Here is a 21,715-nt window from a genome sequence, read left to right on the forward strand (position 1 = left end):
GCGCTACGGGGCGTAGCACTACGCGATACCCGTCCCGCCTCGCACGGGCCGTTACGATGCGACGATGAGCGACCAGGCACCCGTGATGAACCGGCGCGAGCGGCTGCGGGCCCAGACGCTCCAGGAGATCGTGGACTCGTCGTTCGCGATCATCGACGCGGACGGCGTGCACGCGCTGTCGATCGCCGCGCTCGCCAGGAGCATGGCGATGTCCGCGCCCGCGGTGTACCGCTACTTCCCCTCGCGGGACGCCCTGCTCGCGCACCTGATCCTGCTGTCCTACGAGCAGCTGACGGCGGCGATGACCACGGCGGTGGAAGCTGCCGCGCAGGTGCCGCGCACGCTCGTGGGGGTGCTGGTCGCCGCGTACCGCGACTGGGCGCTGAGCCACCGGCGGCGCTACGGGATGCTGTTCTCCGACCGCGACGACAACGTGCTCGCGGGCAAGAGCGTGGAGACCCCGATGCACCAGGGGATGGCGATGCTCGTCGACCTGCTGGTGGCCATCCAGGGCGACGCGCCGGGCTCCACCAGCGGCGACCGCACGCTGGACGGGCAGCTGACCCACTGGGTCTCCTCGAAGCGGATGCCCGAGTCCTCGGCGGGCGCGGCCGCCGCGGCGATCCTGATCTGGACGCGCGCGCACGGGATCATCAGCCTGGAGCTCTCCGGGGTCTTCGAGAACTCCACGATCGAGGCGCGGCGGCTGCTCGACCTGGAGATCGACAACGTCGTCCGCGGCCTGGCGGGCTGACGCACCGGCCGGGATCGTGCCGAGTGGACGGTCCGGCCGGGCCGAGGGCTCCTTCCCGGTGGTGCGACCACGGCAGGCGGTCTCCCCGCTCCGCGGACCCTCCACTCGGCACGGTCGCGGGCCGGGGGACACGCCGACACCACGCCCGGACGCGCGCGAGGACGCGGTGGTGCTGCCAGGCTGGGGCGCGTGACCGAACTGCTCGTCGTGATCGTGACCGCGTTCGTGGTGATCGCCGCCGCGACCCTCGTCGGCCCGCGCCTGCGGATCGCGGCACCGCTGGTGCTCGTCGCGATCGGCGTCGCCGCGAGCTTCCTGCCGGTGTTCGAGTCGGTGCACGTCGATCCCGAGTGGATCATCGAGGGCGTCCTGCCGCCGCTGCTCTACTCGTCCGCGGTGTCGATGCCCGCGATGAACTTCCGCCGCGAGTTCGGGGCCATCAGCGGCCTGTCCGTCGTCCTGGTGGTCGGCAGCGCGCTCCTGCTCGGCCTGTTCTTCACGCTCGTCATCCCCGGCCTCGGCTTCGCGTGGGGCGTGGCGCTCGGCGCGATCGTCAGCCCGACCGACGCGGTGGCGACGTCGATCGTCAAGCAGGCACCGGTGTCCAAACGGGTCGTGGCGATGCTCGACGGGGAGAGCCTGCTCAACGACGCGACCGCGCTCGTGCTGCTGCGCACCGCGATCGTCGCGACGGCCGCGACGTTCTCGTTCTGGGGCGCGGTCGGCACGTTCGCCTACTCGGTCGTGGTCGCGGTCGTCGTCGGCGGCCTCGTCGGGTGGCTCAACCTGGCGGTCCGCAAGCGGGTGGCGGACCCGGCCGTCAACACCGTCATCTCGTTCGCCGTGCCGTTCGCCGCCGCCGTGCCCGCCGGGCTCCTCGGGGCGTCGGGTCTGGTCGCGGCCGTGGTCGCCGGTCTGGTCACGGGGGTGCGCGCGCCGCGCGACCTCTCGCCGCAGAACCGCCTGTCGGACTGGCAGAACTGGCGCACGGTCGAGCTGGTCCTGGAGGGCGCGGTGTTCCTGACGATGGGCGTGCAGATCAAGTCGGTCCTGGCCGACGTCGAGCACGACCACGCCGGGGTCGGTACCGCCGTGCTCGTCGCCGCGGGAGCCCTCGCCCTGACGATCGTGGTGCGCGCGGCGTACATCGCCCCGCTGCTCGGCATCCTCGCCGCCCGCTCCCGGCGCGGCGAGAGGATGCAGACCAAGGTGCAGGACATGCGGGAGCGCATGGGCACGCCGGAGGGCAAGCAGGAGACCTACCGGCAGGTGAGCCCCCGCCGGAGGTCGGTGTCGGAGCGGGAGCTGGACCGGTTCGCGCTGCGGCTCACGCGGGTGCTCGCCGACATCGAGTACTTCCTGCGCGAGCCGCTCGGGTGGCGCGAGGGCACCGCGGTCGTGTGGGCGGGCATGCGCGGCGCGGTGACCGTCGCCGCGGCGCAGACGCTGCCCGAGGACACCCCGCAGCGCTCTGTCCTCGTGCTCGTCGCGTTCGCCGTCGCGGCGATGTCCCTGGCCGTCCAGGGCGGCACCATCGGCCCTCTGCTCCGACTCCTCACGCCCAAGGCGGACGACCCGGCGCAGGACGGGCAGGCCACCGCCGAGCGCACCCGGATCATGGACCTGCTGAAGACGAGCGCGCAGACCGTGCCGGACGCTCCCCGCCCCTCCGGCGACCCGACGCCGGAGGGGTTCTCGGTCGCGAAGCGGCACCGGCTCGACGTCATCGCGGCGCAGCGGTCGGCGCTGCTCGACGCCCGCGACAACGGCACGTTCGACGCGGACGTCCTGGCCACCGCGCTGGCCAACCTCGACGCGTCGCAGATCGCCCTGGAGATGCGCGGCAAGCTCGCGGGCTGACACCGGGCCCGGTCCCGGCCGCCCACGGGCCTGGAGGGCTCAGGTCGCCGGGCGCCAGAACTGGCGCGGGGCGAAGCCGTCGCGGCGCAGCCAGTGTTCGGTGTAGACGATCCTGGTCGCCTCGACGACCACCAGCGGGCCCGCGGGCGGCTCGTCCAGCGGCAGCGAGCGCTCGACGTGGTCGGACTGCCAGCGGAACGCCGACCAGTGGTGCTCGAACCCCTCGTCGCCCCGGTCGAGCAGCCGGGCCTCGCCGAACACCTGCGCGCCGCGGCTGCTGGCCTGCCCCACCAGCGGTGCGAAGACGCCGAGCGAGGCGCGGGGGTCCGCGGCGATGTTGCGCATCTTCGGCGACCGCGGCGCCGCGGTGAACATGAGCGTGAAGTCGAGGTGGTGGTAGCGGACCGGGGTCGCCAGCGGACCGTCCGGACCGGTGGTGGCGAGCACGCACATGTTCTGCGACGACAGCAGGTTGAGGATGCGTTCGGACAGCCGGTCGTGGTCGAGGCGCCGGGTGGGGGCGGGACCTGCGAGCCAGGGGTTCGTCACGGGCATGGGTCACCTTACCGGGGTGGTCGCCGCTCCCCGTCGGCGAGCAGCGACACGATCCGCGCGACCTGGGCGGCGTACCGCTCGCCGAAGTCCGGGGCGTCCACGTCGAGACCGAGGGCGCGGGCGATGTGCGGGAAGCCCACCGGGGCGGCGGCCATCGCGAAGAGGGCCAGCCCGACCGACGCCGGGTCGAGGTCGGCGGCGAGCTCACCCGCGTCCCGCCGCCGTCCGAAGTCCGCCGCCACCTCGCGGAACCGCGCCCGCAGCGCCTCCTCCTCGCCCGCGCTGCCACCCGTGCCGTCGATGCCCTGCCGCAGCACCAGCCGGGTCAGGTCGGGGGAGCGGGCGCTCTGCCGGGCGTACTCGCGCACGACCTCCGACAGCTGGGTGTCCGGGCCCGCGAGCCCCTGCTCGTCGCGGCGCCACCGGTCGCTGATGGCGTCGAACAGCCCCTGTTTGCCGCCGAAGTAGTAGGAGATCAGCTGCTTGTTGACCCCGGCCCTGGCGGCGATGTCGCCGACGCGCGCACCGCTGAAGCCGTGCGCCGAGAACTCGGCCACGGCGGCCTCCAGCAGGACGTGCCTGGTGCGCTCGGCGTCGCGCTGCCGGTCGCCCGGCTCCGGCGAGCGGCGCGGGGCCGCCTTGTCGGTCATGCGCGCACTATAGCCGTGTCATCCGGACAGGTGATATTGTCAACCGTATGGTTGATTGAGGGGGGTGGCCATGGACGGGCTCGAGGTGGTGGTCGTGGGCGCGGGTGTCGGGGGACTCGCGCTGGCGCAGGGACTGGTCGCCAACGGTGTCCGCGTGCGGGTGTACGAGCGGGACCCCGGTCCGCGGCAGCGCGACCAGGGGTACCGGATCCACCTCGACGCCACCGGTGGACGGGCGCTGGCCGAGGTGCTGCCCGCGGAGGTGCGCGGGCGGGTGGTCGAGACCGCCTGCCACCCCGGCGACCTCCTCGCGGGGTTCGACAGCGGGCTCACCCCGCTGTTCGAGCAGACCTTCCCGGTGACCGACCCGGACGCCGTCAACGCCGTCGACCGGTTCGCGTTCCGCCGTGCGCTGATGACCGGTCTGGACGACGTCGTCCACTTCGGACACGAGTTCGTCGACTACACCGAGATGGGGGACGGCCGGGTGGAGGTCCGCTTCGCCGACGGTCGGACCACGACGGCCGACGTGCTCGTCGGCGCGGACGGCGTGGGGTCGCGGGTGCGGGCGCGGCTGCTGCCGGACTTCGAGGTCGTCGACATCGGGATCCGGTGCGTGTACGGCAAGGTGCCGCTGACCGACGCCGTGCGCGCCCGCGTCCCGGACGCGTTCCTGCGCGGCTTCTGCTTCGCCTCGGACGGTTCCGGGCGCGGCGCCGCGTTCGCCCCCGTGCTGTTCCGCGAACCGCCCGCGGAGTACGGCGACTACCTGATGGTCGTGTTCACCGGCACCCCGGAGGCGCTGGGCCACTCCGACGACGAGCTGTTCGCGCTCGACCGGGACGCGTTGTGGCAGGTCGTGGTGGCGGGGACGGAGGGGTGGCACCCGTCGATCCGCGAGCTCGTCGCCGCGGCGGACACCGCTTCGGCGTTCCCGATCACCCTGCGCTCGTGCACCCGGATCGACCCGTGGCGCACCGGCCGGGTCACGCTGCTCGGTGATGCGATCCACCCGATGACGCCGGCCGCCGGTGCCGGGGCGAACACCGCCCTGCACGACGCCGCCCTGCTCACCGCGGCGTTGTGCGGGGGCGGTCGGCTTGTCGAGGCGCTGGCCCGGTACGAACAGGAGATGATCGGGCACGCCAAGGAGGTCGTCGCCGACTCGCTGCGCCGGGCGGCGCGGCTGTTCGGCACGACCCCGCCGGTGCCGGCCGCCGCCGCGGACCGGTCGACTGACGCCCCCTGACGGGGCAGGACGGACGTACTCATGGGCACGGTGTACTGCGACCTCGCGATCTCGTTGGACGGCTACCTGGCAGGGCCCGACCAGACGCCGGAGACCCCGTTGGGCGAGGGCGGGATCAAGCTGCACCGGTGGAAGTTCGACGAGCCGGAGGCGCACGTCCAGGAGATCGCCGCCATCGTCGACGCGGGCGCGTTCATCATGGGCCGCAACATGTTCGCCGGACCGGGGCAGGGGCCGTGGGCCGCGGACTGGACCGGCTGGTGGGGAGCCGAGCCGCCCTACCACGGGCCGGTGTTCGTGCTGTCCCACCACGCCCACGAGCCGATCCCGATGGAGGGCGGGACGACCTTCCACTTCGTCACCGGCGGCATCACCGAGGCGCTGGACCGGGCCCAGGAGGCCGCGGGCGACCGCCCGGTGTCGATCGCGGGAGGGGCGGCGACGGCCAACCAGTACCTGGCCGCGGGACTGGTCGACGAGCTGCGCCTGCACGTGGCGCCGGTCCTGTTCGGACGGGGCGAACGGCTCTTCGAGGGCGTCGCGCCCACCGACCTCGTCCAGGTCGACGGCCGCGCCACGCCCGTGATCACCCACCTGCGCTACACCCGCAAGCCGTCGTGAGCGAGCTGGTCTGCCTGCACGCCGCGGGCAGCGGCCCGGACACCTGGACGACGGTGGCGCCCGTGCTCGGCGCGCTCGGCCACCGCGTCCACTGCCCGCCGCTGCTCGGGCACCACGCGGCGGACCGGCGGCCGACCTACCCGCTCGACGCCTTCCGCGACGCCGTCCTGCACGACCTCGACCGGCGCGGACTGGACCGGGTCACCCTCGTCGGGCACTCCCTCGGGGCCTTCGTCGCCACGACGGTCGCGGCCGGGGCGCCCGACCGGGTGGACCGGCTGGTGCTGGAGGAGATGCCCGTGCCGCCGCGCGACGGGGCCGACGGGCCACCGTCGCGGCGGCGGATCCCCGCGGTGGCACACGCCCTAGCGGGGTTCCTGGGCCGTGGCCGGGTGGACCCTGCGGTGGTCCGGGAGGTCGTCGCCGAGCTCCGGGAGCCGCGGCCGCGGTGGTGGGAGGGGCTGGCGTCGGTCACCGCGCCCACCCTCCTGCTCGCGGGCGGGCCGAAGAGCCACCTCGACCAGTCGCGCCACGACCTCGTGGCGCGCGCGATCCCGGACGCGACCGTCGTCCGGCTCGACACGGGCCACCGCGTCCACTCGACCGCGCCCGAGGCCTGGCTCGCCGCCACCACGCCCTTCCTGGCCACCCCCTGACAGCACTGGAGCCGACCACCCGATGACCCCGTCCGTGCACGTCGTCCGCGTCTTCCCCGCGGGCCCCGGCGGCGGCAACCCGGCGCCGATCATGATCGACGCCGACGGTGTCGCCGACACCGACATGCGGGCGCTCGCCCGGCAGCACGGCCACGAGAGCGGCTTCGTCCTGCCCGCCCCGCCGGGCAGCGGCTGCGACCACGCGCTGCGCTTCTGGGTACCCAACCACGAGATGTCCATGTGCGGCCACGCCACCGTCGGTGCTGCCTGGCTGCTCGACCGCCTGGGCGGGCTCGACGGTGACGAGGTGGTGTTCCACACCCGGAGCGGCCCCGTGACCGCCCGCCTCACCGGGCCAGCCGACGACCGCACCGTCGAGATCGACCAACCACCCGGCCGCGTCGACCCCGTGGACGACGGGGTGGTGCCGTCGATCCTCGCCGCACTCGGGCTCACCGCCGACCAGCTCGCACCGCACCCGATCCGCAACGCCGCCACGAGCCGGGTCAAGACCCTCGTGCCGGTCGTGACACCGTCCGTCCTGGACGGACTGCGTCCCGACTTCGCCCGGCTGACCGAGGTCTGCGACCTGCTCGGCTCGACCGGCCTCTACCCCTACGTCCCGTCCGACCCGGACAACCAGGTGTTCGACGCCCGCCAGTTCCCCCGTTCGTCGGGTTACCCCGAGGACGCCGCCACCGGCATCGCCGCCGCGGCGTTGTCCTTCGGCCTGCTGGAGGCGGGCCTGGTCGCGCGGGACGACCGCCCGATCCGGGTGCGGCAGGGGCGGGCGATGGGACGGCCGTCGGAGATCGTGCTGCGGTTCGCCGTGCGCGACGGCGGGATCGACGGCGTGTGGCTGGGCGGCCGGGTGGAGCTGTGAGGAGCCGCTGACGACGGGGCGGCCTCACCCCGAGGGGGACCTCCCGGCCCGCGCGGCTCATCCCGCGGGCGATGTCGGGCGTCCTGGCGGATGGCGAGCATTGGGGGCGACCGCTCGAACCGCAGGACGGACCACGGAGGCAGCATGAGTCGCCACGAGATCGGCCCCAGCTCACCGGCACCCCGACCGAGGAGCCTCGCGAGAAGGGTCGCGGTGCTGCTGACCGCGGTCGCGGGGATGCTCGCCCTGTCCACCGGTGCGGCCGTGGCGGGTCCCGAGCACCACAACACCGACCCGCTCAACACCGGGTGCGCGGCGAACGCGACGACCATCACCAGCGGCACGGTCGGCGGGATCTTCTACGAGATCCGCTACTCGGCCGCCTGCGGCACCAACTGGGTGCGGGTGCCCGCGCTGAACGGCACGGTGTACATGGTCATCAGGTCCGACTGGGGTGGCGGTGCCGTCGGCGGCCAGCAGACCGGGAGCGGCGGGTCGCACTGGACCCCGCAGGTCTACGCGCCCGGCAGCACGTGCGTCACCTACTGGGTGCAGCGCGTCGGCAACGGTGACCCCGCCACCGGCAACGTCCGGCTCTGCTGACGGCTCCACCCGCCTGACGTGCCGCCGGGGCGAGGGGTCCCGGCGGCACGTCCGCGCGGACTACTCCGCGCGCAGCGAGGTCACCTTGGTGACGCCTCGCAGGAACGGCAGCGTCATCGCGGTGACCGCGAGGGTCACCAGCGCCGCGCCGCCGGAGAGGGCGGCCACGCTGGGCCAGTCGACGGTGAGCGGCAGGTCCAGCATGCGCAGGACCAGCGTCGCCATGCCGAGTCCGGTGAGCACCGCGACCGCGACACCGAGCACGATCGGCACCGCCACCTGCCAGAGCAGGGAACGGGCGAGCACGCCGAGGCCGACGCCGCTGGCGACGAGCATCGCCAGGGGCTTGCGGCGTTCCTGGATCTGCTCGAACGCGAGCACCAGCAGGCTCAGCCCGGCGACCAGCAGCGTGACCGTCGAGCCGGTGTAGAGCGCGTCCTGCAACGCGCCCATGGACTGCTGCTCCACGATCCGCTCGAACGGCCCGCCGGGGTAGACGAACGTCTGCCACGGGTGCGCGGCGAAGGCGTTGCGGATCTGCTCCAGCTGGTCGGCGGTGGGGCGGTCCACCTGGGCCTGCACGGTGGCGCCGACGTCGGCGGGGAGGTCGGGGATCGCGCCCGGCGTGGCGATGATCGTCGCCCGCGAGGAGGAAGCCGGTCCGCTGCCCGCCGCCGTGCCGGAGGCGGGTGGTGCCAGCTCGGTCTGGTCGAGCCGGTCGGGCACGGTCCACGTGCCGACCACCTCGAAGTCCGACCTGTCGCCGCGGGAGTGCCGGAACTCCGCCGGGGAACCGGGACGCAGCACCGTGCCCGCCACCGCGAACGCCTGTCCGTCGGTGCACTCGCGGGTGGTGGTCAGCCGGGTGATGACGGCGCAGTCCGCGACCAGGACGCTGTCGGGGGACGACTGCCCGGACCCGGCCGGGTAGGCCTCGACCAGGCGCGTGGCGCGCACCTCGCCCACCGCGGGCGTGGTGGCCAAGCGGGCCAGGACGTCGTCGAGCACCTTCGCGTCGACCGAGGCCAGCAGGGTCGACGACGGCGAGCCGGGTGCCTCGGCGCGCGCCTGGTCGGCCACCACCGTCAGCACGGTGAGCAGGGCGATCGCCCCGGTGAGCACCACCGCGATCCCGCCGACGACCCGTGCGGACGTGCCGCTGTCGAGCTGGAGGCGCCGGATCGCCAGCTGCCAGGACGGCGCCCCGCCGCGGATGCGCCCGGAGACGCGTTCGACCAGCCACGGCAGCATCACCGGCACGCCGATCAGGAGCAGTGCGGAGCCGAGGACGACCACGGTCGTGGAGTCGGTGTTGTCGGGGTCCATCGACCCGGCGGCGACCATCAGCCCGACGCCCGCCGCGACCAGCAGCAGCCGCCACCACACCCGCCTGCGCACCGGTTTGCCCTGGCGCACCACGCCGAGCGGCTCGACGATCGTGCGGCGCAGCGCGGCCAGCGTCGCGAGCAGCGACACCGCCGGGACGGCGAGCACGACCAGCGAGGCTCCCAGCAGGTCGGGGGTGAGGTCGCTCGCGTAGAAGCTCGTGCCGAACAGCTCCACGCCCTCGATGAGCTCGCGCACCACCAGGAACGCCGCCGTGCCCACCACGAGCCCGGCCACCGCGCTCACCAGCGACTCCGCCGCGGCGATCCGGTGCACCTGGCGGGAGTCGGAGCCGACCAGCCGCAGCGCGGAGAGCCTGCGGTCGCGCTGGGCGCCCGCGATCCGGGCGGTGGTGGCCACGAACGTGAACACCGGCAGCAGCAGCACCACCGCGCCGAGCAGCGCGAGCAGCATCAGCTGCGGCGGCCGCTCACCGCCTCCTCCTCCTGGACCCTGCGCCACGCCGAAGCGCTCGACGCGTTCGGCGCTGGTCGACGGGTCGACCAGCGAGGCGTCCGCGCCGACGTAGGCCTTGAGGGAGGTCGGCTCGCCCAGCACGACCTTGGGCAGCTCGCCCACCCGCTTCCCGGTGAACCGCGGCCGCAGCAGCTCGCCCTGCGGGGAGTCCAGCAACCGGGCCAGCGCGGGGGAGAGCACCACCTCACCCGGTCCGGGCAGCCGGTCGGTCCCCGGCGGCAACGGGTGGTCGCCCGCCGCGGTCGCGTAGAGGTAGGTGACGACGACCTCCTCGCCGCGGAACGAGCCCTTGTCGGTCCACCCGTAGAGCCCCGCGGGCCGCTGCCCGTCCGTCCTGGTGGTGACCAGCTCGTCGGCCGTGCGGCGTTGCTGGCTGTCCTCCAGGACGGTGGTGGTGGACGCGGCTCCCAGCAGCGCCACGACCGCCACCGCGACGCCGATCGTGCCCAGCGCGAGCCTGACCATCGCGGACCTGCCGCCCCCGATGGCGAGCCGGACGCCGATGGCCAGGTCGTTCACCCACTGCCCGACCCTCATGCGAGCGCCACCTCCCTGGTGCGGCCGTCGCGCACGACGACCTCGCGGTCCGCGTACGCGGCGACCCTCGCCTCGTGGGTGACCAGGACGACGGCGGCGCCGGTGTCCCGCACGGCCTGCGTCATCAGGTCCATCACCCGCTCGCCGGTGAACGAGTCCAGCGCGCCGGTCGGCTCGTCGGCGAAGATCACCCGCGGACCGCTGACCAGCGCCCGTGCGATGGCGACCCGCTGCCCCTGCCCACCGGACACCTCGCCGGGCCGCTTGTCGGCTAGCTCCTCGACCTCCAGCCGTACCAGCCACTCGCGCGCCTGGGCCTCGGCCTTGCGGCGCCTGCGGCCGTCGAGCCGCAGCGGGAGGGCGACGTTCTCCACGCAGGTCAGCTCGGGCACGAGCTGGCCGAACTGGAAGACGAAGCCGAACTCGGTGCGGCGCAACGCGCTGCGCGGGACGTCGGCCATGCCACCCAGGTCGCGGCCGTCATAGGTGACGGTGCCCGAGTCGGGGGCGATGATGCCCGCCAGGCAGTGCAGCAGCGTGGACTTGCCGGACCCGGACGGCCCCATCACCGCCACGACCTCGCCCGCGCCGATCGCCAGGTCGGCCCCGGCCAGCGCCGCGGTCGGGCCGAACGCCTTCACGACCCCCTTGGCCTCCAGCAGTGCCCCGGTCATGGCCGCACCAGCTTCCCCAGGTCGGCGAGCCGGGCCTCGGTGAGCTCCAGCCAGCGCAGGTCCGCGTCGAGGTGGAACAGGGCGTGGTCGCAGATCAGCTTGTCCGCGAGGTCGCCCTCCCGCTTGCGGGCGGTCAGCTCGCGCATGCTCCGCAGGTGCGCCGCGCGCTGGGTGTCCACCACCTCGCTCGCGTCGAGTCCCGCCATCAGCGCGATCACGACCTTCGAGTACAGGGTGCTCTGCAGGTACAGCTCCGGCTTCTCCGGCCGCCCCAGCCACTGGTCCACGTCCGTGACCCCGTCGGCCGTGATCGCGTACCGCTTCCGGTCCGGCCCGTTCCCCGGCCGCACCCCGCTCTCCTCGATCAGCCCGTTCTTCAGCAGCCGCGACAAGGTCGCGTACACCTGCCCGTACGGCAACACCCGCCCTTGCCCGAAGTGGTCGTCGTACGCCCGCTTCAGGTCGTACCCGTGTCGTGGCTCTTGCCGGAGCAGGCCCAGCAGTGAGTGTCCGATTGACATGCGAGGCACTATACACATCGCGTATACGCACAGCGTGTACTCGGGTGCGGGGGTGGGTGAGCAGGTGTTTTCCGGGTGGGGGGCGATTCTCGAGCTGGAACGCTCTGGTGCCTACGCCTCGGACGCCGTGGTCACCGGTCCGCCGCGGCGGATTCCAGGGCGTGGAGGAACGAGTCGGTGGCGGTGTCCCAGTCCATGGTCGCGGCGGTCCGCAGCCCCTCCTCGACCAGCCGTCCGCGCAGGTCCGGGTCGTCCAGGAGGCGCAGGACGGCGGCGGCCATGTTGGTGGCGTCGCCGACGTCGACCAGCAGCGAGTCGCGGCCGTCGACGCAGAAGTCCTCGACCCCGCCGTTGCGGGTGCTCACCACCGCCGTGCCGCACGCCATGGCCTCCGCGACCGGGAACCCCCACCCCTCCTGCACGGAGGCGCACAGGTGGATCGCGCTCGCGCGGTAGGCGGGCCCTGCCTGCTCGCGGCCGTTGCGGGCCCGTGCGTACCGGATCCAGCGGGGGAGCAGGGCGGGGCGCTTCTCGGGGCCGAAGGCGTTCACGACGAGGTCCGGGTGCTGCTCGCGGACGCGTTCCAGGGCGGCGACGGCGGTGGCGGAGCCCTTCTGCGGTCCCGATCCCACCAGGAGGCTGACGCTCGGGCCGCGCGGTCCGTCCGGTTCGGGCGGTCGGTAGGCGGCGTGGTCGAGTCCGTTGTGGACGACCGACACCCGTTCGCGGGGCACGCCGAGGTCGTGCAGCAGCCCCGCCAGGTAGTCGGACACCACGACCTTGGGCAGCTCCGAGCGCAGCACGTCGTCCACCTGGGACGGGTCGTCGACGCCCCAGACCTCGTAGCCCTGCACGAGGTGCACGGGACTGCCCTGCCGCGCGGAGATGCCGGAGAGCAGGCGGGCGGTGGTCCAGTAGGTGGCCACGACGACGTCGGCATCGGGCAGCAGGGCGGCGTCGAACCTGCGGACCATGGTCATCCGGACGCCCGCGTCGACCGCCATCCACCGCAGCCACCGGGACAGGCCGTCGGGCCGCCGGGTGTGCCAGCGGTCCCGCGCGATCTCGTACAGGTGCTTCACCGGCCGGTGCGGGCCCTCGTACCACTGCTCGTGCACGACGGTCACCTGGTGGCCCCGCCGGGTGAGCCGGTTCGCGTACTCGTACACCACCCGGAAACCGCCGCTGGGCAGCCTGGAGAACACCGGCAGGACGAACGTGACCCGCATGGCCCCGGTCATCCTCCCGCGAGCTGTTCGAGCCAGGACTGCCAGGCGGCCGTGCGCGCCGCGCGGTCCACGGGGACGCCGTAGAAGTACTGGCTCGTGGTCACCATGTGGTGCCCGTCGTCGACCACGAAGCGGTAGAAGCCGTGCTCGGTGCGGATGCCCAGCAGCGCGTCGTCGCGCAGGTCCACCACGCCCTCGATCGGCTCGAGACCGTCCGGGGTGAGGCGCACCCGCTCGCCGAGCGCGGGGTGGGCGCCGAGCCGGGCGACCAGGTCTTCCCACACGGCGCCGCCGGGCCGGGTGGTGAACGCGAACGCGACCACGTTGGCCACCGGCAGCCCCGCGAAGTGCCGGAAGTACTCGACGAGGTTGTGCAGGAACATGTCCCAGCCGCGGCCGAAGCCGTCGTACTCGGCCTCCCAGTCGTCGCCGAAGAACCCGCTCTGGACGAGGCGGAGCACGGTGGTGCCGCCCTCCTTGCCCTCGACCAGGAACTCCATCGTCATCGGCGGCACGCCGTCCGGTCCGGGAGCGCCGTAGACGACGCGCCTGCCCGGCTCGACCTCCAGGGCCCGCCCGGACTCGGTGTTGCCGCCGCCGAAGTCCGCCTCGACGTCGCCGTCCACCTGCTCGTGCGGCACGAACCACACCGACATGCCCTCGGGGGTGGAGATCGCCCGCCACACCTGCTCCGGGGTGGCGGTGAGCTCGACCTCCTTCGCCAGGTCGCGGCGCTCGTCCACGCGGTCAGCCCTGCTGGGTGAGGACGATGAGGTTGCCGCAGGTGTCGTCGAACACGGCCATCGCGCCGAAGTCGGTCTTCGTCGGCTCCTGGGTGAACCGGACGCCGTGCTCCTTCATCCGCTGGTAGTCCTTGTCCAGGTCCGTGGTGCCGAGCATGGTGTACGGCACGCCCGCGTCGTAGAGGACCTTCTTGTACACCTGCGCGGCTGGCTTGCCGTCGATCTGGATGCCGGGGTTGCCGTCGGGCTCCAGCAGCAGTTCGACGCCGTCCGGGGCGTCGGGCGACACGACGGTCAGCCACTTGGCCTCGCCCACCGGGATGTCGGTCTTCTTCACGAGGCCCAGCGCCCCGGTGTAGAACGCCAGGGCCTTCTCCTGGTCGTCCACCGGGATGCTGGTCACCGGAACGAACACGCTCATGTCGTCTCCTCCTGTCGAACCGTCGGGTGCACGGCGACCACGACCCGGTGCGACCTGCCACCCGGCGCGGACTCGTCGTGGTACTTGGCGATCAGCGACGTCACGGCCCCGGCGAGCTCCTCGGCGAACGCGGCGCGGTCGGCCGCGGAGCCGAACCGGACCTCGCCCGCCATGGCGAACGTCGCGACCCGCTTGCGGACCCTGGCCGCTCCGGTGACCAGGTCGCCCACGTCGCGCACCAGCCGCGCGGCCACGGCCAGCAGCCAGCGCGCGGACAGCTGGTCGGGGGACCGGGCGGGGTCGGGGGCGACGGCGGCGAGCGCGGTCGGCGAGATCACGTACGACGCCGCGGTCGCCCGCAGCACGCGTTCGGTCAGGTTGCCCCTGCGCCGCTCCTCGACCAGTTCGAGCAGGCCGTGCCGCTCCAGCGCGCGCAGGTGGTAGTTGACCTTCTGCCTGGTCAGCCCGACCCGGCGCGCCAGCGTGGTCGCCGAGCCGGGTTCGGACAGCTCCGCGAGCAGCCGGGCGCGCACCGGGTCGAGGGCGGCCTCGGCCGCACCCGGATCGTCGATCACCGCCACGTCGTGCACCGGCACACCGTCGCACCGACAACTTTTCTTGTCAAGGAGACCCGCCCGCCCGACGGGGTGAAACCCGATGGCGCTCCGGCCAGGACACCTGCCAGGGTGCCCGTGTGACACGAGCGTTCCTCCCCGGTCTGGAGCTGTCCGGGCTGTTCCACGACGAGGTCGTCGCCCCGATCGTGGCCAAGGCGCTGGCCGGCGTGCCGTACTCGACGGCGTTGATCGGTTGGGGCTCGGACGTGCAGGGGTTCGACACGGAGCGGTCCACCGACCACGCCTGGGGGCCGCGGCTGCGGCTGTTCCTGGACCACGACGACTTCCTGGCCCGCGCCGACGACCTGGACGCCCTGCTCGACCGCGAGCTGCCCGCCGAGTTCCGCGGTCACCCGGTCCGCTTCGCGTTCCCCTCGGACGCGCCCGCCCGGCACTGGGTGCACGTCGAGGACCTGGACGAGTACTTCGCGGGTCAGCTCGGCGAGGTCCCCGCGGACGGCCTCACGACGTCGGCGTGGCTGATGACCCCGACCCAGGTGCTGCGGGAGCTGACCGGTGGCGCGGTCTTCCACGACGGGCTCGGCCTGCTGGAGCCCTACCGGGAGCGGCTGGCCTGGTACCCCGACGACGTGTGGCGGCACGTCCTGGCCGCCCAGTGGACGCGGCTGTCGCAGGAGGAGCCGTTCGTCGGCCGCTGCGGCGAGGTCGGCGACGACCTGGGCTCCGCGGTGGTCGCCGCCCGCCAGGTGCGCGACCTGATGAGGCTGTGCCTGCTGATGGACCGCGTGTACCCGCCCTACGGCAAGTGGCTGGGCACCGCCTTCGCCGCCCTGCCGTGCGCGGCGGAGCTGACCCCGCTGCTGTCGGGGGCCTTGGCGGCGCGGAGCTGGCCGGAACGGGAGCGGCACCTCTCGCCCGCCTACGAGGTCGTCGCCGGGCTGCACAACGGGCTCGGCCTCACCGAGCCGGTGGACGTCGCGGTCCGCTACTTCCACGACCGGCCGTTCCGCGTCCTCGACGCCCACCGCTTCACCGACGCCCTCGTCGCGACGATCGCTGACCCGGCCGTCCGCGCGCTGCCCCCGGTCGGCGCGGTCGACCAGTACGTCGACAGCACCGACCTCACCGACCGGGCGTTCGCGGACCGGCGCCGCCGCTACCTCGCGGGCCCCGGCCTGTGACGGCCTAGGCGGTGAGCACACCGCTGCCGAGCAGGGCGAAGAGCAGGACGCCGATGAGGATGCGGTAGACGACGAAGGCGTTGAAGGTGTGGTTGGCGACGAACTTGAGCAGCCAGGCGATGGAGGCGTAGGCGACGACGAAGGAGACGAGGGTGCCGACGACCAGTGGTGCGGTGTCGACGCCGGCGCCGAGGGCGTCCTTGAGCTCGTAGAGGCCCGCGCCGGTGAGGGCGGGGATGCCGAGGAAGAACGACAGGCGGGTGGCGGCGACGCGGTCGAGGTCGAGGATGAGGCCGGTGGACATGGTGGCGCCGGAGCGGGAGAAGCCGGGGAAGAGCAGGGCGAGGATCTGCGAGGAGCCGACCAGCATGGCGTCCTTGAACGTGGTGTCGGCCTCGCCGCGGGTGCGCTTGCCCATCCGGTCGGCCGCCCACATCAGTGCGCTGCCGACGATCAGCGACCCGGCCACCACCCACAGCGAGGCCAGCGCGCCCTCGATGAGCGGTTTGGCGGCCAGCCCCACGACCACGATCGGGATGGTGGCGAGGATGACCCACCAGGCGAACTTGTAGTCGTGGTGCTGCCGCTGGTCGCGGTTGGCCAGGCCGCGGCCCCAGGCGCCGACGATGCGGACGATGTCCTTGAAGAAGTACACGAGCACGGCGGCGATGGCGCCGACCTGGATGACGGCGGTGAACGCGACGACGGCCTTGTCGTCGACCGGGATGTCCATCAGCCCTTCGGTGATCTTGAGGTGTCCGGTGGAGGACACGGGGAGGAACTCCGTCACCCCCTCGACCACTCCCAGGATCACGGCTTGTCCGATGCTGATCGCGCTCACGTGCGCTGCCTTTCCAAGGGGGACCGCGGTGCCGGGGTGTCGGCACCGGAGCAGGATGAAGAAGATCGCGCGCAGGGTAGCGAGCCGCCGCGGACGACGGCCGCCCGCGGTGCGGAACCCGCCCGCCGCGCACCGGGTTCCGGTGGAATGTCCGAAAAGGAGGAAGGCCGCGCCCCGGCGGGAACGGCCGGACGTCAGCGCTGGTAGCGCGGCATCGCCGTCCAGTCGCCGGTGCCGCCCACCCGAGGGTCGTAGTTCGGGTCGTCGGTGCCGCGGATCTCACCCTGCCGGTTCACCCAGTAGAACCGGTACTGCGTGCTCAGCTCCACCGGGCGGTTGCCGTCGTACGGGTTGACCCGCGTGTCGACGTTGCCCAGCGCCTCCCGGAACTCGGAGTTGCGCCGGTCGTCGGACGCCCAGCGCTGGTCGACGACCTCCTGCCACTGCCGCGCGCCGTGGTCGTTCACCTCGCGGAACCTGTTGCCGAGCGCGATGGAGTTGTCGAGGTTCTGCCGCGCGAGCGCCCCCGCCATGAACGTCTGCGACCCCGCGGGCGTCACCTGCGCGGCGACGTCGGGCAGCCAGTCGCGGTAGGCGGGCCACGACGGCACCTGGGCGGCGGCGAACGTCATCGTCGCGTTGCACTGCCCGTAGCCGTGGGTCACGTGCGAGACCGCGACCGCGAGGCAGTGCACGCCGCCGCTGGCGTAGCCGATCTCGAACAGCCCGGACGCCGTGACACCGGGCGGGGGCGGCACCGGCCGTCCGGAGTGGAACGCGGTGATCTGCAACCCGTGCATCTGCATGGCGTACTGGAGGAACTGGTCGGGGGAGAACGGCTGGAACATCCCGACGAGCCCGACCATCATGATCGCCGCCTGCTGGTCGGGCGAGTTCAGGCAGATGAGGTTCGAGTTCTCCTGCACCGCCCACCCCGCGGGCAGCGCGTAGCGGAAGTAGGTCCCGACCTGGTGGCTGAGCTGGGGCTGGACGGTCATGGCGGAGGCCTCACAGGACGCGGGTCGACGGTTCTCCCCGGATGATCGCCGCCACGCCGTCCGCCGTTTCAGGGTCGTGGGCGCCGTTGTCGGTGGAGTCGCCCGCGAGGCACCGGCGAGCTCTCGAACGGTGGTCGGCGGGGCCGCGACCAGGGGAGTTCAGGAATCCGCAACGGATCCGTCCGATCGGGCGCCCACTCTCGTGGCCGAGGCGGAGCAGGGGAGTCCGCCTCGCTCCGGCCCCGCCAGGGCAGGAGTCCACACCCGACGGTCGTGCGAACGGCCGCCGGTGGAGCGCAAGGGGATCCTGATCATGCGAGACACGAGGAAGCGCCTGTCCACGACCGGATCGCTCGCGGTCGTCGGCGCGGTCGTCGCGAGCCTGTTCGGCATCGCGTCGGCCGCGTCCGCCGCGCCGGGGGCGACGCCCGTCGACCCGTTCGCGGCGTGCAGCCAGCCGGTGAACCCCGTCCACGCAGGCGCGGCGCTGGTGCACCTGTTCAGCTGCTCCGACGGCTGGCACGGGCAGATCACCGGGGCCACCCCCGGCGACGAGATCTGGGTGACGAACGCGTCGGGCCGGGTGACCGCGTGGCGCACCGTGCCCTTGGGGGCGACCTCGGCGAACAGCGGCTCGGTCGGCACGTTCGGGTCGCCGTGGCGCGCCTGCGGCAAGGACATCAGCGCCGGCGCCATCGGGTGCACCGCCTACAACTGACCGGAACGGATCGAACGGCCCCTCCGCCACGGCTCCCGCGGCGGAGGGGCCCTCCCGTCAGGTCAGCCACCTCCGGGCGGCGTCGGCGCAGTCCTCGGGGGAGCTGTTGAAGGCGATGGCCGCGTCGGGCGCGTGCCGCCGGACCAGGTTGACCACCTGCTCGAACAGGTCGAGCAGCGGCTCGTGCGTGCGGATGCCGCCCCCGATGACCACGCACGCGTGGTCCGCGCCGGTCAGCGCCGCCGTGATCGCCCCCACGGGGTCCTCGTCGAGGTCCACGAGGCACCAGTCGGCCTCGATGCCGTGCTCGTCGAACCGTGCGCGACCCCGTGCCAGCGCCGCCTGGACCGGCTCCGGGTCCCAGCCTTCGAGTTTCGAGGGATCGACCCCGATCACCAGCACCCGCGCCACCTCACGCCTCCTCGGGCGGAACGCCGCTCGGGGCGGAGAGGGCGCGGAGGTCGTCGAAGGCGCGGGCAAGGTGCTCGTCCAGGCTCCGCGAGGAGTCGTCGACCCAGTCCTGGGCCGCGTGGTGGAAGGCGGCCCAGCCGGTGTGGGCGGCCAGGTCGGCCAGCCGGTCGGCCACCCCGCGCTCGCGCAGCGCGTCCGCCACCGCCTCGGTGAGCGCGGCGGCCTTGGCCAGCTCGCGTTCCCGCAGCGCCGGTGTCACGGCGATGAGGGCCAGTCGCGGTTCGGAGAACGGGCGGGTCTCCTCGAGGACCCGGCCCGCCTTCCGGAAGGCGGACAGCAGCACGTCGAGGGGTTCCAGGCCGTCCGGCGCCTCGGCCACCGCCTGCGTCAGCGCGTCGCGCAGGGTGGGCTCGCCGTCGAAGAGCACCTCGCGCTTGTCCGGGAAGTGCCGGAAGAACGTGCGCTCGTTGACACCGGCCCGAGCGGCGATCTCGGCCGTCGTGGTCTGGTCGAACCCACGTTCCCGGTAGAGGTCCAGCGCCGCCTCCCGCAGGCGGCGGCGCGCTTCGACTCCGCTGCGTGGCACGGCCCGAGACTACCGCACGCGCCAGTGACCGGCGTTACGTTGCGCCAGTGACTGGCGCTACCCGTAGAGTCAGTGACTGGCGCTAAGTAGTGCCAGTCGCTGACTCCAAAGGGAGCTCCCATGCACGTGTTCGTCACCGGCGGGTCCGGCCTCACCGGGCCCGCCGTCGTCACCGAGCTCATCTCGGCGGGCCACACCGTCACCGGCCTGGCCCGCTCGGACGCCGCCGCCGCGCGGCTGGAGTCGTTGGGCGCCACCCCGCTCCGCGGCTCCCTGGACGACCTCGACGTCCTGCGGACCGGCGCCGAGTCGGCCGACGGCGTGCTGCACATGGCGTTCGGCGGCGACTTCGCCGACCCCGAGCCCATGACCAGGCGCGACCGGACCGCGATCGAGGCGATCGGCCGGGTGTTGGAGGGCACGGGCAGGCCGTTCGTCAGTACTTCCGGCACCTTGGTCATGCCCGCCGGACGGGAGACCACCGAGCAGGACGCCCCGGACCCCGACGGCGTCGCCTCCTTCCGGATCCCCGGCGAGCGGGCCTGCCTTGACCTGGCGGACAAGGGGGTGCGCACGAGCGTGGTCCGGCTCGCGCCGACCGTCCACGGTCCGGGGGACCACGGCTTCATCGGCATGCTGGTCGCCACCGCGCGCAAGACGGGCGTGTCCGCCTACGTCGGCGACGGCACCAACCGCTGGCCCGCGGTGCACCGGCTCGACGCGGCGACCCTGTTCCGCCTCGCCCTGGAGAAGGCGCCCGCGGGCAGCGCGCTGCACGGCGCGGCCGAGAGCGTCACCCTGCGCGGCGTCGCGGAGTCGATCGCCGACGCCCTCGGCCTGCCCGCGGTCCCGCTCTCACCGGTCGACGCCGCGGGTCACTTCGCCAGCCCCTTCATGGCGATGCTCTACGGCATGGACGCGCCGGTGTCCGCCTCGCGCACCCGCGCCCTGCTCGACTGGTCGCCCGTCCACCCGACCCTGCTCGAGGACCTGGCGCACGGCGACTACTTCGCCACCCCGGCCGCGGTCTCCTGACCGTCGCGGTCGGTGCGCGCGAGGATGTCCGCGGCCACCCGCGCCGGGTCCTCGACGTGGGGGCAGTGGCCGAGGTCGGGGTACTCGACGAGATCGGCGCCGGGGTCGCGGCGGCGGATCTCGCGGGCGACCAGCGGGCCGGACACCGGGTCCCGCATGCCCCACAGGAACGACAGCGGGACAGCGGTGTCGGCGAGGGCCCGTTCGAGGCGGTCGCGGTGCGCGGCGCGTTCGGGGATGTAGTCCAGCAGCCGCGCGGCCAGACCGGGCTCCGGGTCGCCCGCGTGCAGCGCGCGGTGGTGCAGCCGGGCGAGATCGGGGTCCAGCGGGTGCTCCGGGGAGAAGATCCGGGACCAGGACCGGACGAACACCGGTTCGGTGAACGCGCGGGCCAGCAGCGGACCCACCCCCGGCACCAGCATCGCCCGCTGCGCCAGGCGCGGCCGGTACTGGTCGGCGTACAGGCCCGCGTTCAGGAAGACGCACCGCCGCACCGCGAACGGCAGCTCGCGGGCCAGCAGCTCGGTCGCGACGATGGCCCCGTAGTCGTACGCCACGAGCGTCACCCCGGCCGCGCCGAGCGACCCGATTACCCGCTGCGCCAGGTCCGCCTGCTCGAACACGCTGTAGCGGTGGCCGCGCGGCTTGTCCGACGCGCCGAAGCCCAGGAAGTCGAACGCGACGACGGTGTGCCGCCGGGCCAGCGGCGGCTCCACCCCGGCCCACTCGAACGAGGACGCGGGGAAGCCGTGCAGCAGCACCAGCGGGCTCCCGGTGCCGGTCACGCGGGTGAAGACGCCGCGCGGCGTGCCGCGCACCGGGACCCGCGTCGTGGTGCCCGACCCGTGCCACGTCTCCAGTCGGTCGGTCATCGGCGCGCTCCCGGCTCGGGTAACCTAGTGAGCGTTAGGTTGTAGTCGGGTCCCGTGGATGTCAAGGGGTGAGCCGGTGACCGCGCCGAAGAGGACGAGGATGCCCGCGGCCCGGCGGCGCGCCCTGATCGTCGAGCGGGCGGCCGAGGTCTTCGCCGAACGCGGCTACGACGGTGCCTCGGTCGACGAGATCGTCCGCCGGTCGGACATCTCGGCACCCGTGCTGTACGACCACTTCCCGTCCAAGCTCGCGCTGTTCCGCGAGGTGCTCGACACCGAGTACGCCCGGCTGCGCGGGACGTGGAGCGGCCTCGGCGACGGCGGGCCTGCACGGGAGCGGTTCACGGCCGCGCTCGACGCCTGGTTCGCCCACGTCGAGGAGCGCCGCGGCTCGATCCCGGTGCTGTTCCACGGTTCCGCGGCCGACGAGGACGCCCGCCGGGCGCAGCGCGACGCCACCCGCGCGAGCCGCTCCGCCCTGGTGCCGCTCGTCGCGGGGGTGCTGGTCGAGGCCGAGCCCGACCAGGTGGAGATGCTGGTCGAGGTCATCGCGGGCTCGCTGGCCTCGCTCGCCCTCTGGTGGCACGACCACCCCGCCGTGCCCCGCGCCAGGCTGGTCGCCGCCGCGTTCGACGCGCTGTGGTCCGGCGTGGGGGCACGCGTCCGGCCGTGAGCC

25 protein-coding genes are annotated in these 21,715 nt (G+C 73.6%); 11 read left to right on the top strand and 14 right to left on the bottom strand.

Features of this window, described 5'->3' with window-relative positions; genetic code table 11:
- Positions 1 to 64: 64 nt before the first annotated feature.
- Both CLV43_RS36275 and CLV43_RS36280 read left to right on the top strand, forming a co-directional pair.
- Positions 65 to 754 carry a TetR/AcrR family transcriptional regulator gene (locus tag CLV43_RS36275; protein ID WP_106193255.1) on the top strand — a complete coding sequence of 230 codons (690 nt, stop codon included), beginning with the start codon at positions 65 to 67 and terminating at the stop codon, positions 752 to 754.
- A gap of 189 nt (positions 755 to 943) precedes the next feature.
- On the top strand, positions 944 to 2,614 hold the full coding sequence (locus CLV43_RS36280; RefSeq protein WP_106193256.1) for a cation:proton antiporter: 1,671 nt from the start codon (positions 944 to 946) through the stop codon (positions 2,612 to 2,614).
- A gap of 39 nt (positions 2,615 to 2,653) precedes the next feature.
- On the opposite strand, the gene CLV43_RS36285 is transcribed toward CLV43_RS36280, so the two are convergent.
- Positions 2,654 to 3,169 carry a pyridoxamine 5'-phosphate oxidase family protein gene (locus tag CLV43_RS36285; protein ID WP_106193258.1) on the bottom strand — a complete coding sequence of 172 codons (516 nt, stop codon included), beginning with the start codon at positions 3,167 to 3,169 and terminating at the stop codon, positions 2,654 to 2,656.
- A gap of 8 nt (positions 3,170 to 3,177) precedes the next feature.
- Complete coding sequence (locus CLV43_RS36290; RefSeq protein ID WP_106193260.1) at positions 3,178 to 3,819, bottom strand: TetR/AcrR family transcriptional regulator; 642 nt, start codon at positions 3,817 to 3,819, stop codon at positions 3,178 to 3,180.
- A 70-nt stretch (positions 3,820 to 3,889) separates the two neighbouring features.
- Between CLV43_RS36290 and CLV43_RS36295 the strand changes: the two genes are divergently transcribed.
- The 5 genes from CLV43_RS36295 (at position 3,890) to CLV43_RS36310 (ending at position 7,831) form a co-directional block, all read left to right on the top strand.
- The gene (locus CLV43_RS36295) at positions 3,890 to 5,068 is read left to right on the top strand and encodes an FAD-dependent oxidoreductase (protein WP_106193261.1); all 1,179 of its coding nucleotides are present in this window, start codon (positions 3,890 to 3,892) and stop codon (positions 5,066 to 5,068) included.
- A 21-nt stretch (positions 5,069 to 5,089) separates the two neighbouring features.
- Complete coding sequence (locus tag CLV43_RS47315; protein WP_146175033.1) at positions 5,090 to 5,689, top strand: dihydrofolate reductase family protein; 600 nt, start codon at positions 5,090 to 5,092, stop codon at positions 5,687 to 5,689.
- Positions 5,686 to 6,345: an alpha/beta fold hydrolase gene (locus CLV43_RS47320; RefSeq protein WP_146175034.1), complete on the top strand. Its 660-nt coding sequence runs from the start codon at positions 5,686 to 5,688 to the stop codon at positions 6,343 to 6,345. The genes CLV43_RS47315 and CLV43_RS47320 overlap by 4 nt, the downstream gene beginning before the upstream one ends.
- Before the next feature lie 22 nt (positions 6,346 to 6,367).
- Positions 6,368 to 7,228, top strand: a complete 861-nt coding sequence (locus CLV43_RS36305; RefSeq protein WP_106193263.1) for a PhzF family phenazine biosynthesis protein — start codon at positions 6,368 to 6,370, stop codon at positions 7,226 to 7,228.
- Positions 7,229 to 7,372: 144 nt separating this feature from the next.
- On the top strand, positions 7,373 to 7,831 hold the full coding sequence (locus CLV43_RS36310; RefSeq protein ID WP_170156168.1) for a DUF2690 domain-containing protein: 459 nt from the start codon (positions 7,373 to 7,375) through the stop codon (positions 7,829 to 7,831).
- 60 nt (positions 7,832 to 7,891) lie between these two features.
- On the opposite strand, the gene CLV43_RS36315 is transcribed toward CLV43_RS36310, so the two are convergent.
- From CLV43_RS36315 to CLV43_RS36345, 7 genes are all read right to left on the bottom strand, one after another.
- Positions 7,892 to 10,231 carry an FtsX-like permease family protein gene (locus CLV43_RS36315; protein ID WP_106193266.1) on the bottom strand — a complete coding sequence of 780 codons (2,340 nt, stop codon included), beginning with the start codon at positions 10,229 to 10,231 and terminating at the stop codon, positions 7,892 to 7,894.
- Positions 10,228 to 10,905: an ABC transporter ATP-binding protein gene (locus CLV43_RS36320; RefSeq protein WP_106193268.1), complete on the bottom strand. Its 678-nt coding sequence runs from the start codon at positions 10,903 to 10,905 to the stop codon at positions 10,228 to 10,230. The genes CLV43_RS36315 and CLV43_RS36320 overlap by 4 nt, the downstream gene beginning before the upstream one ends.
- Complete coding sequence (locus tag CLV43_RS36325; RefSeq protein WP_106193269.1) at positions 10,902 to 11,426, bottom strand: PadR family transcriptional regulator; 525 nt, start codon at positions 11,424 to 11,426, stop codon at positions 10,902 to 10,904. Before CLV43_RS36325 ends, CLV43_RS36320 begins: the two co-directional genes overlap by 4 nt.
- 131 nt (positions 11,427 to 11,557) lie before the next feature.
- Complete coding sequence (locus CLV43_RS36330; RefSeq protein ID WP_170156169.1) at positions 11,558 to 12,655, bottom strand: glycosyltransferase family 4 protein; 1,098 nt, start codon at positions 12,653 to 12,655, stop codon at positions 11,558 to 11,560.
- Between the two features lie 8 nt (positions 12,656 to 12,663).
- Positions 12,664 to 13,398, bottom strand: a complete 735-nt coding sequence (locus tag CLV43_RS36335; protein ID WP_106193273.1) for an SRPBCC family protein — start codon at positions 13,396 to 13,398, stop codon at positions 12,664 to 12,666.
- A 4-nt stretch (positions 13,399 to 13,402) separates the two neighbouring features.
- The gene (locus tag CLV43_RS36340; RefSeq protein WP_281262193.1) at positions 13,403 to 13,819 is read right to left on the bottom strand and encodes a VOC family protein; all 417 of its coding nucleotides are present in this window, start codon (positions 13,817 to 13,819) and stop codon (positions 13,403 to 13,405) included.
- Entirely contained in the window at positions 13,816 to 14,409 is a 594-nt protein-coding gene (locus CLV43_RS36345) for an ArsR/SmtB family transcription factor (RefSeq protein WP_211304716.1), read from the bottom strand. Before CLV43_RS36345 ends, CLV43_RS36340 begins: the two co-directional genes overlap by 4 nt.
- 104 nt (positions 14,410 to 14,513) lie before the next feature.
- On the opposite strand from CLV43_RS36345, the gene CLV43_RS36350 reads away from it, so the two are divergent.
- On the top strand, positions 14,514 to 15,578 hold the full coding sequence (locus CLV43_RS36350; RefSeq protein ID WP_106193275.1) for a DUF4037 domain-containing protein: 1,065 nt from the start codon (positions 14,514 to 14,516) through the stop codon (positions 15,576 to 15,578).
- A gap of 4 nt (positions 15,579 to 15,582) precedes the next feature.
- Here CLV43_RS36350 and CLV43_RS36355 read toward each other — a convergent pair whose 3' ends face one another.
- Positions 15,583 to 16,419, bottom strand: a complete 837-nt coding sequence (locus CLV43_RS36355; RefSeq protein WP_106193276.1) for an undecaprenyl-diphosphate phosphatase — start codon at positions 16,417 to 16,419, stop codon at positions 15,583 to 15,585.
- A 194-nt stretch (positions 16,420 to 16,613) separates the two neighbouring features.
- A complete protein-coding gene (locus CLV43_RS36360) occupies positions 16,614 to 17,417 on the bottom strand; it encodes a hypothetical protein (RefSeq protein WP_106193278.1) in 804 nt (267 codons plus the stop codon).
- Between the two features lie 313 nt (positions 17,418 to 17,730).
- Between CLV43_RS36360 and CLV43_RS36365 the strand changes: the two genes are divergently transcribed.
- Complete coding sequence (locus CLV43_RS36365) at positions 17,731 to 18,135, top strand: hypothetical protein (protein ID WP_146175035.1); 405 nt, start codon at positions 17,731 to 17,733, stop codon at positions 18,133 to 18,135.
- Positions 18,136 to 18,192: 57 nt separating this feature from the next.
- On the opposite strand, the gene CLV43_RS36370 is transcribed toward CLV43_RS36365, so the two are convergent.
- Together CLV43_RS36370 and CLV43_RS36375 are read right to left on the bottom strand one after the other, a co-directional pair.
- A complete protein-coding gene (locus tag CLV43_RS36370; protein ID WP_106193281.1) occupies positions 18,193 to 18,546 on the bottom strand; it encodes a hypothetical protein in 354 nt (117 codons plus the stop codon).
- 1 nt (position 18,547) lies between these two features.
- Complete coding sequence (locus tag CLV43_RS36375; RefSeq protein ID WP_106193282.1) at positions 18,548 to 19,132, bottom strand: TetR family transcriptional regulator; 585 nt, start codon at positions 19,130 to 19,132, stop codon at positions 18,548 to 18,550.
- Between the two features lie 120 nt (positions 19,133 to 19,252).
- Here CLV43_RS36375 and CLV43_RS36380 point away from each other — a divergent pair, with 120 nt between their 5' ends.
- The gene (locus CLV43_RS36380; RefSeq protein WP_106193284.1) at positions 19,253 to 20,167 is read left to right on the top strand and encodes an SDR family oxidoreductase; all 915 of its coding nucleotides are present in this window, start codon (positions 19,253 to 19,255) and stop codon (positions 20,165 to 20,167) included.
- Here CLV43_RS36380 and CLV43_RS36385 read toward each other — a convergent pair.
- Positions 20,137 to 21,039, bottom strand: a complete 903-nt coding sequence (locus tag CLV43_RS36385; RefSeq protein WP_106193285.1) for an alpha/beta fold hydrolase — start codon at positions 21,037 to 21,039, stop codon at positions 20,137 to 20,139. The two genes, CLV43_RS36380 and CLV43_RS36385, sit on opposite strands and share 31 nt — an antisense overlap.
- Before the next feature lie 76 nt (positions 21,040 to 21,115).
- On the opposite strand from CLV43_RS36385, the gene CLV43_RS36390 reads away from it, so the two are divergent.
- Positions 21,116 to 21,712 (top strand): TetR/AcrR family transcriptional regulator, encoded by a 597-nt coding sequence (locus CLV43_RS36390; protein WP_170156170.1) that lies wholly within the window; start codon positions 21,116 to 21,118, stop codon positions 21,710 to 21,712.
- Positions 21,713 to 21,715: the final 3 nt, after the last annotated feature.

Source organism: Umezawaea tangerina, assembly GCF_003002815.1.
GTDB lineage: Bacteria > Actinomycetota > Actinomycetes > Mycobacteriales > Pseudonocardiaceae > Umezawaea > Umezawaea tangerina.

Excerpts from the sequence above, each read along its gene's own strand:
- CLV43_RS36275 (WP_106193255.1), top strand. The coding sequence starts at position 65 with ATGAGCGACCAGGCACCCGTGATGAACCGGCGCGAGCGGCTGCGGGCC.
- CLV43_RS36285 (WP_106193258.1), bottom strand. The coding sequence starts at position 3,169 with ATGCCCGTGACGAACCCCTGGCTCGCAGGTCCCGCCCCCACCCGGCGC.
- CLV43_RS36290 (WP_106193260.1), bottom strand. The coding sequence starts at position 3,819 with ATGACCGACAAGGCGGCCCCGCGCCGCTCGCCGGAGCCGGGCGACCGG.
- CLV43_RS36295 (WP_106193261.1), top strand. The coding sequence starts at position 3,890 with ATGGACGGGCTCGAGGTGGTGGTCGTGGGCGCGGGTGTCGGGGGACTC.
- CLV43_RS47315 (WP_146175033.1), top strand. The coding sequence starts at position 5,090 with ATGGGCACGGTGTACTGCGACCTCGCGATCTCGTTGGACGGCTACCTG.
- CLV43_RS36305 (WP_106193263.1), top strand. The coding sequence starts at position 6,368 with ATGACCCCGTCCGTGCACGTCGTCCGCGTCTTCCCCGCGGGCCCCGGC.
- CLV43_RS36310 (WP_170156168.1), top strand. The coding sequence starts at position 7,373 with ATGAGTCGCCACGAGATCGGCCCCAGCTCACCGGCACCCCGACCGAGG.
- CLV43_RS36315 (WP_106193266.1), bottom strand. The coding sequence starts at position 10,231 with ATGAGGGTCGGGCAGTGGGTGAACGACCTGGCCATCGGCGTCCGGCTC.
- CLV43_RS36320 (WP_106193268.1), bottom strand. The coding sequence starts at position 10,905 with ATGACCGGGGCACTGCTGGAGGCCAAGGGGGTCGTGAAGGCGTTCGGC.
- CLV43_RS36325 (WP_106193269.1), bottom strand. The coding sequence starts at position 11,426 with ATGTCAATCGGACACTCACTGCTGGGCCTGCTCCGGCAAGAGCCACGA.
- CLV43_RS36330 (WP_170156169.1), bottom strand. The coding sequence starts at position 12,655 with ATGCGGGTCACGTTCGTCCTGCCGGTGTTCTCCAGGCTGCCCAGCGGC.
- CLV43_RS36340 (WP_281262193.1), bottom strand. The coding sequence starts at position 13,819 with ATGAGCGTGTTCGTTCCGGTGACCAGCATCCCGGTGGACGACCAGGAG.
- CLV43_RS36360 (WP_106193278.1), bottom strand. The coding sequence starts at position 17,417 with ATGACCGTCCAGCCCCAGCTCAGCCACCAGGTCGGGACCTACTTCCGC.
- CLV43_RS36365 (WP_146175035.1), top strand. The coding sequence starts at position 17,731 with ATGCGAGACACGAGGAAGCGCCTGTCCACGACCGGATCGCTCGCGGTC.
- CLV43_RS36380 (WP_106193284.1), top strand. The coding sequence starts at position 19,253 with ATGCACGTGTTCGTCACCGGCGGGTCCGGCCTCACCGGGCCCGCCGTC.
- CLV43_RS36385 (WP_106193285.1), bottom strand. The coding sequence starts at position 21,039 with ATGACCGACCGACTGGAGACGTGGCACGGGTCGGGCACCACGACGCGG.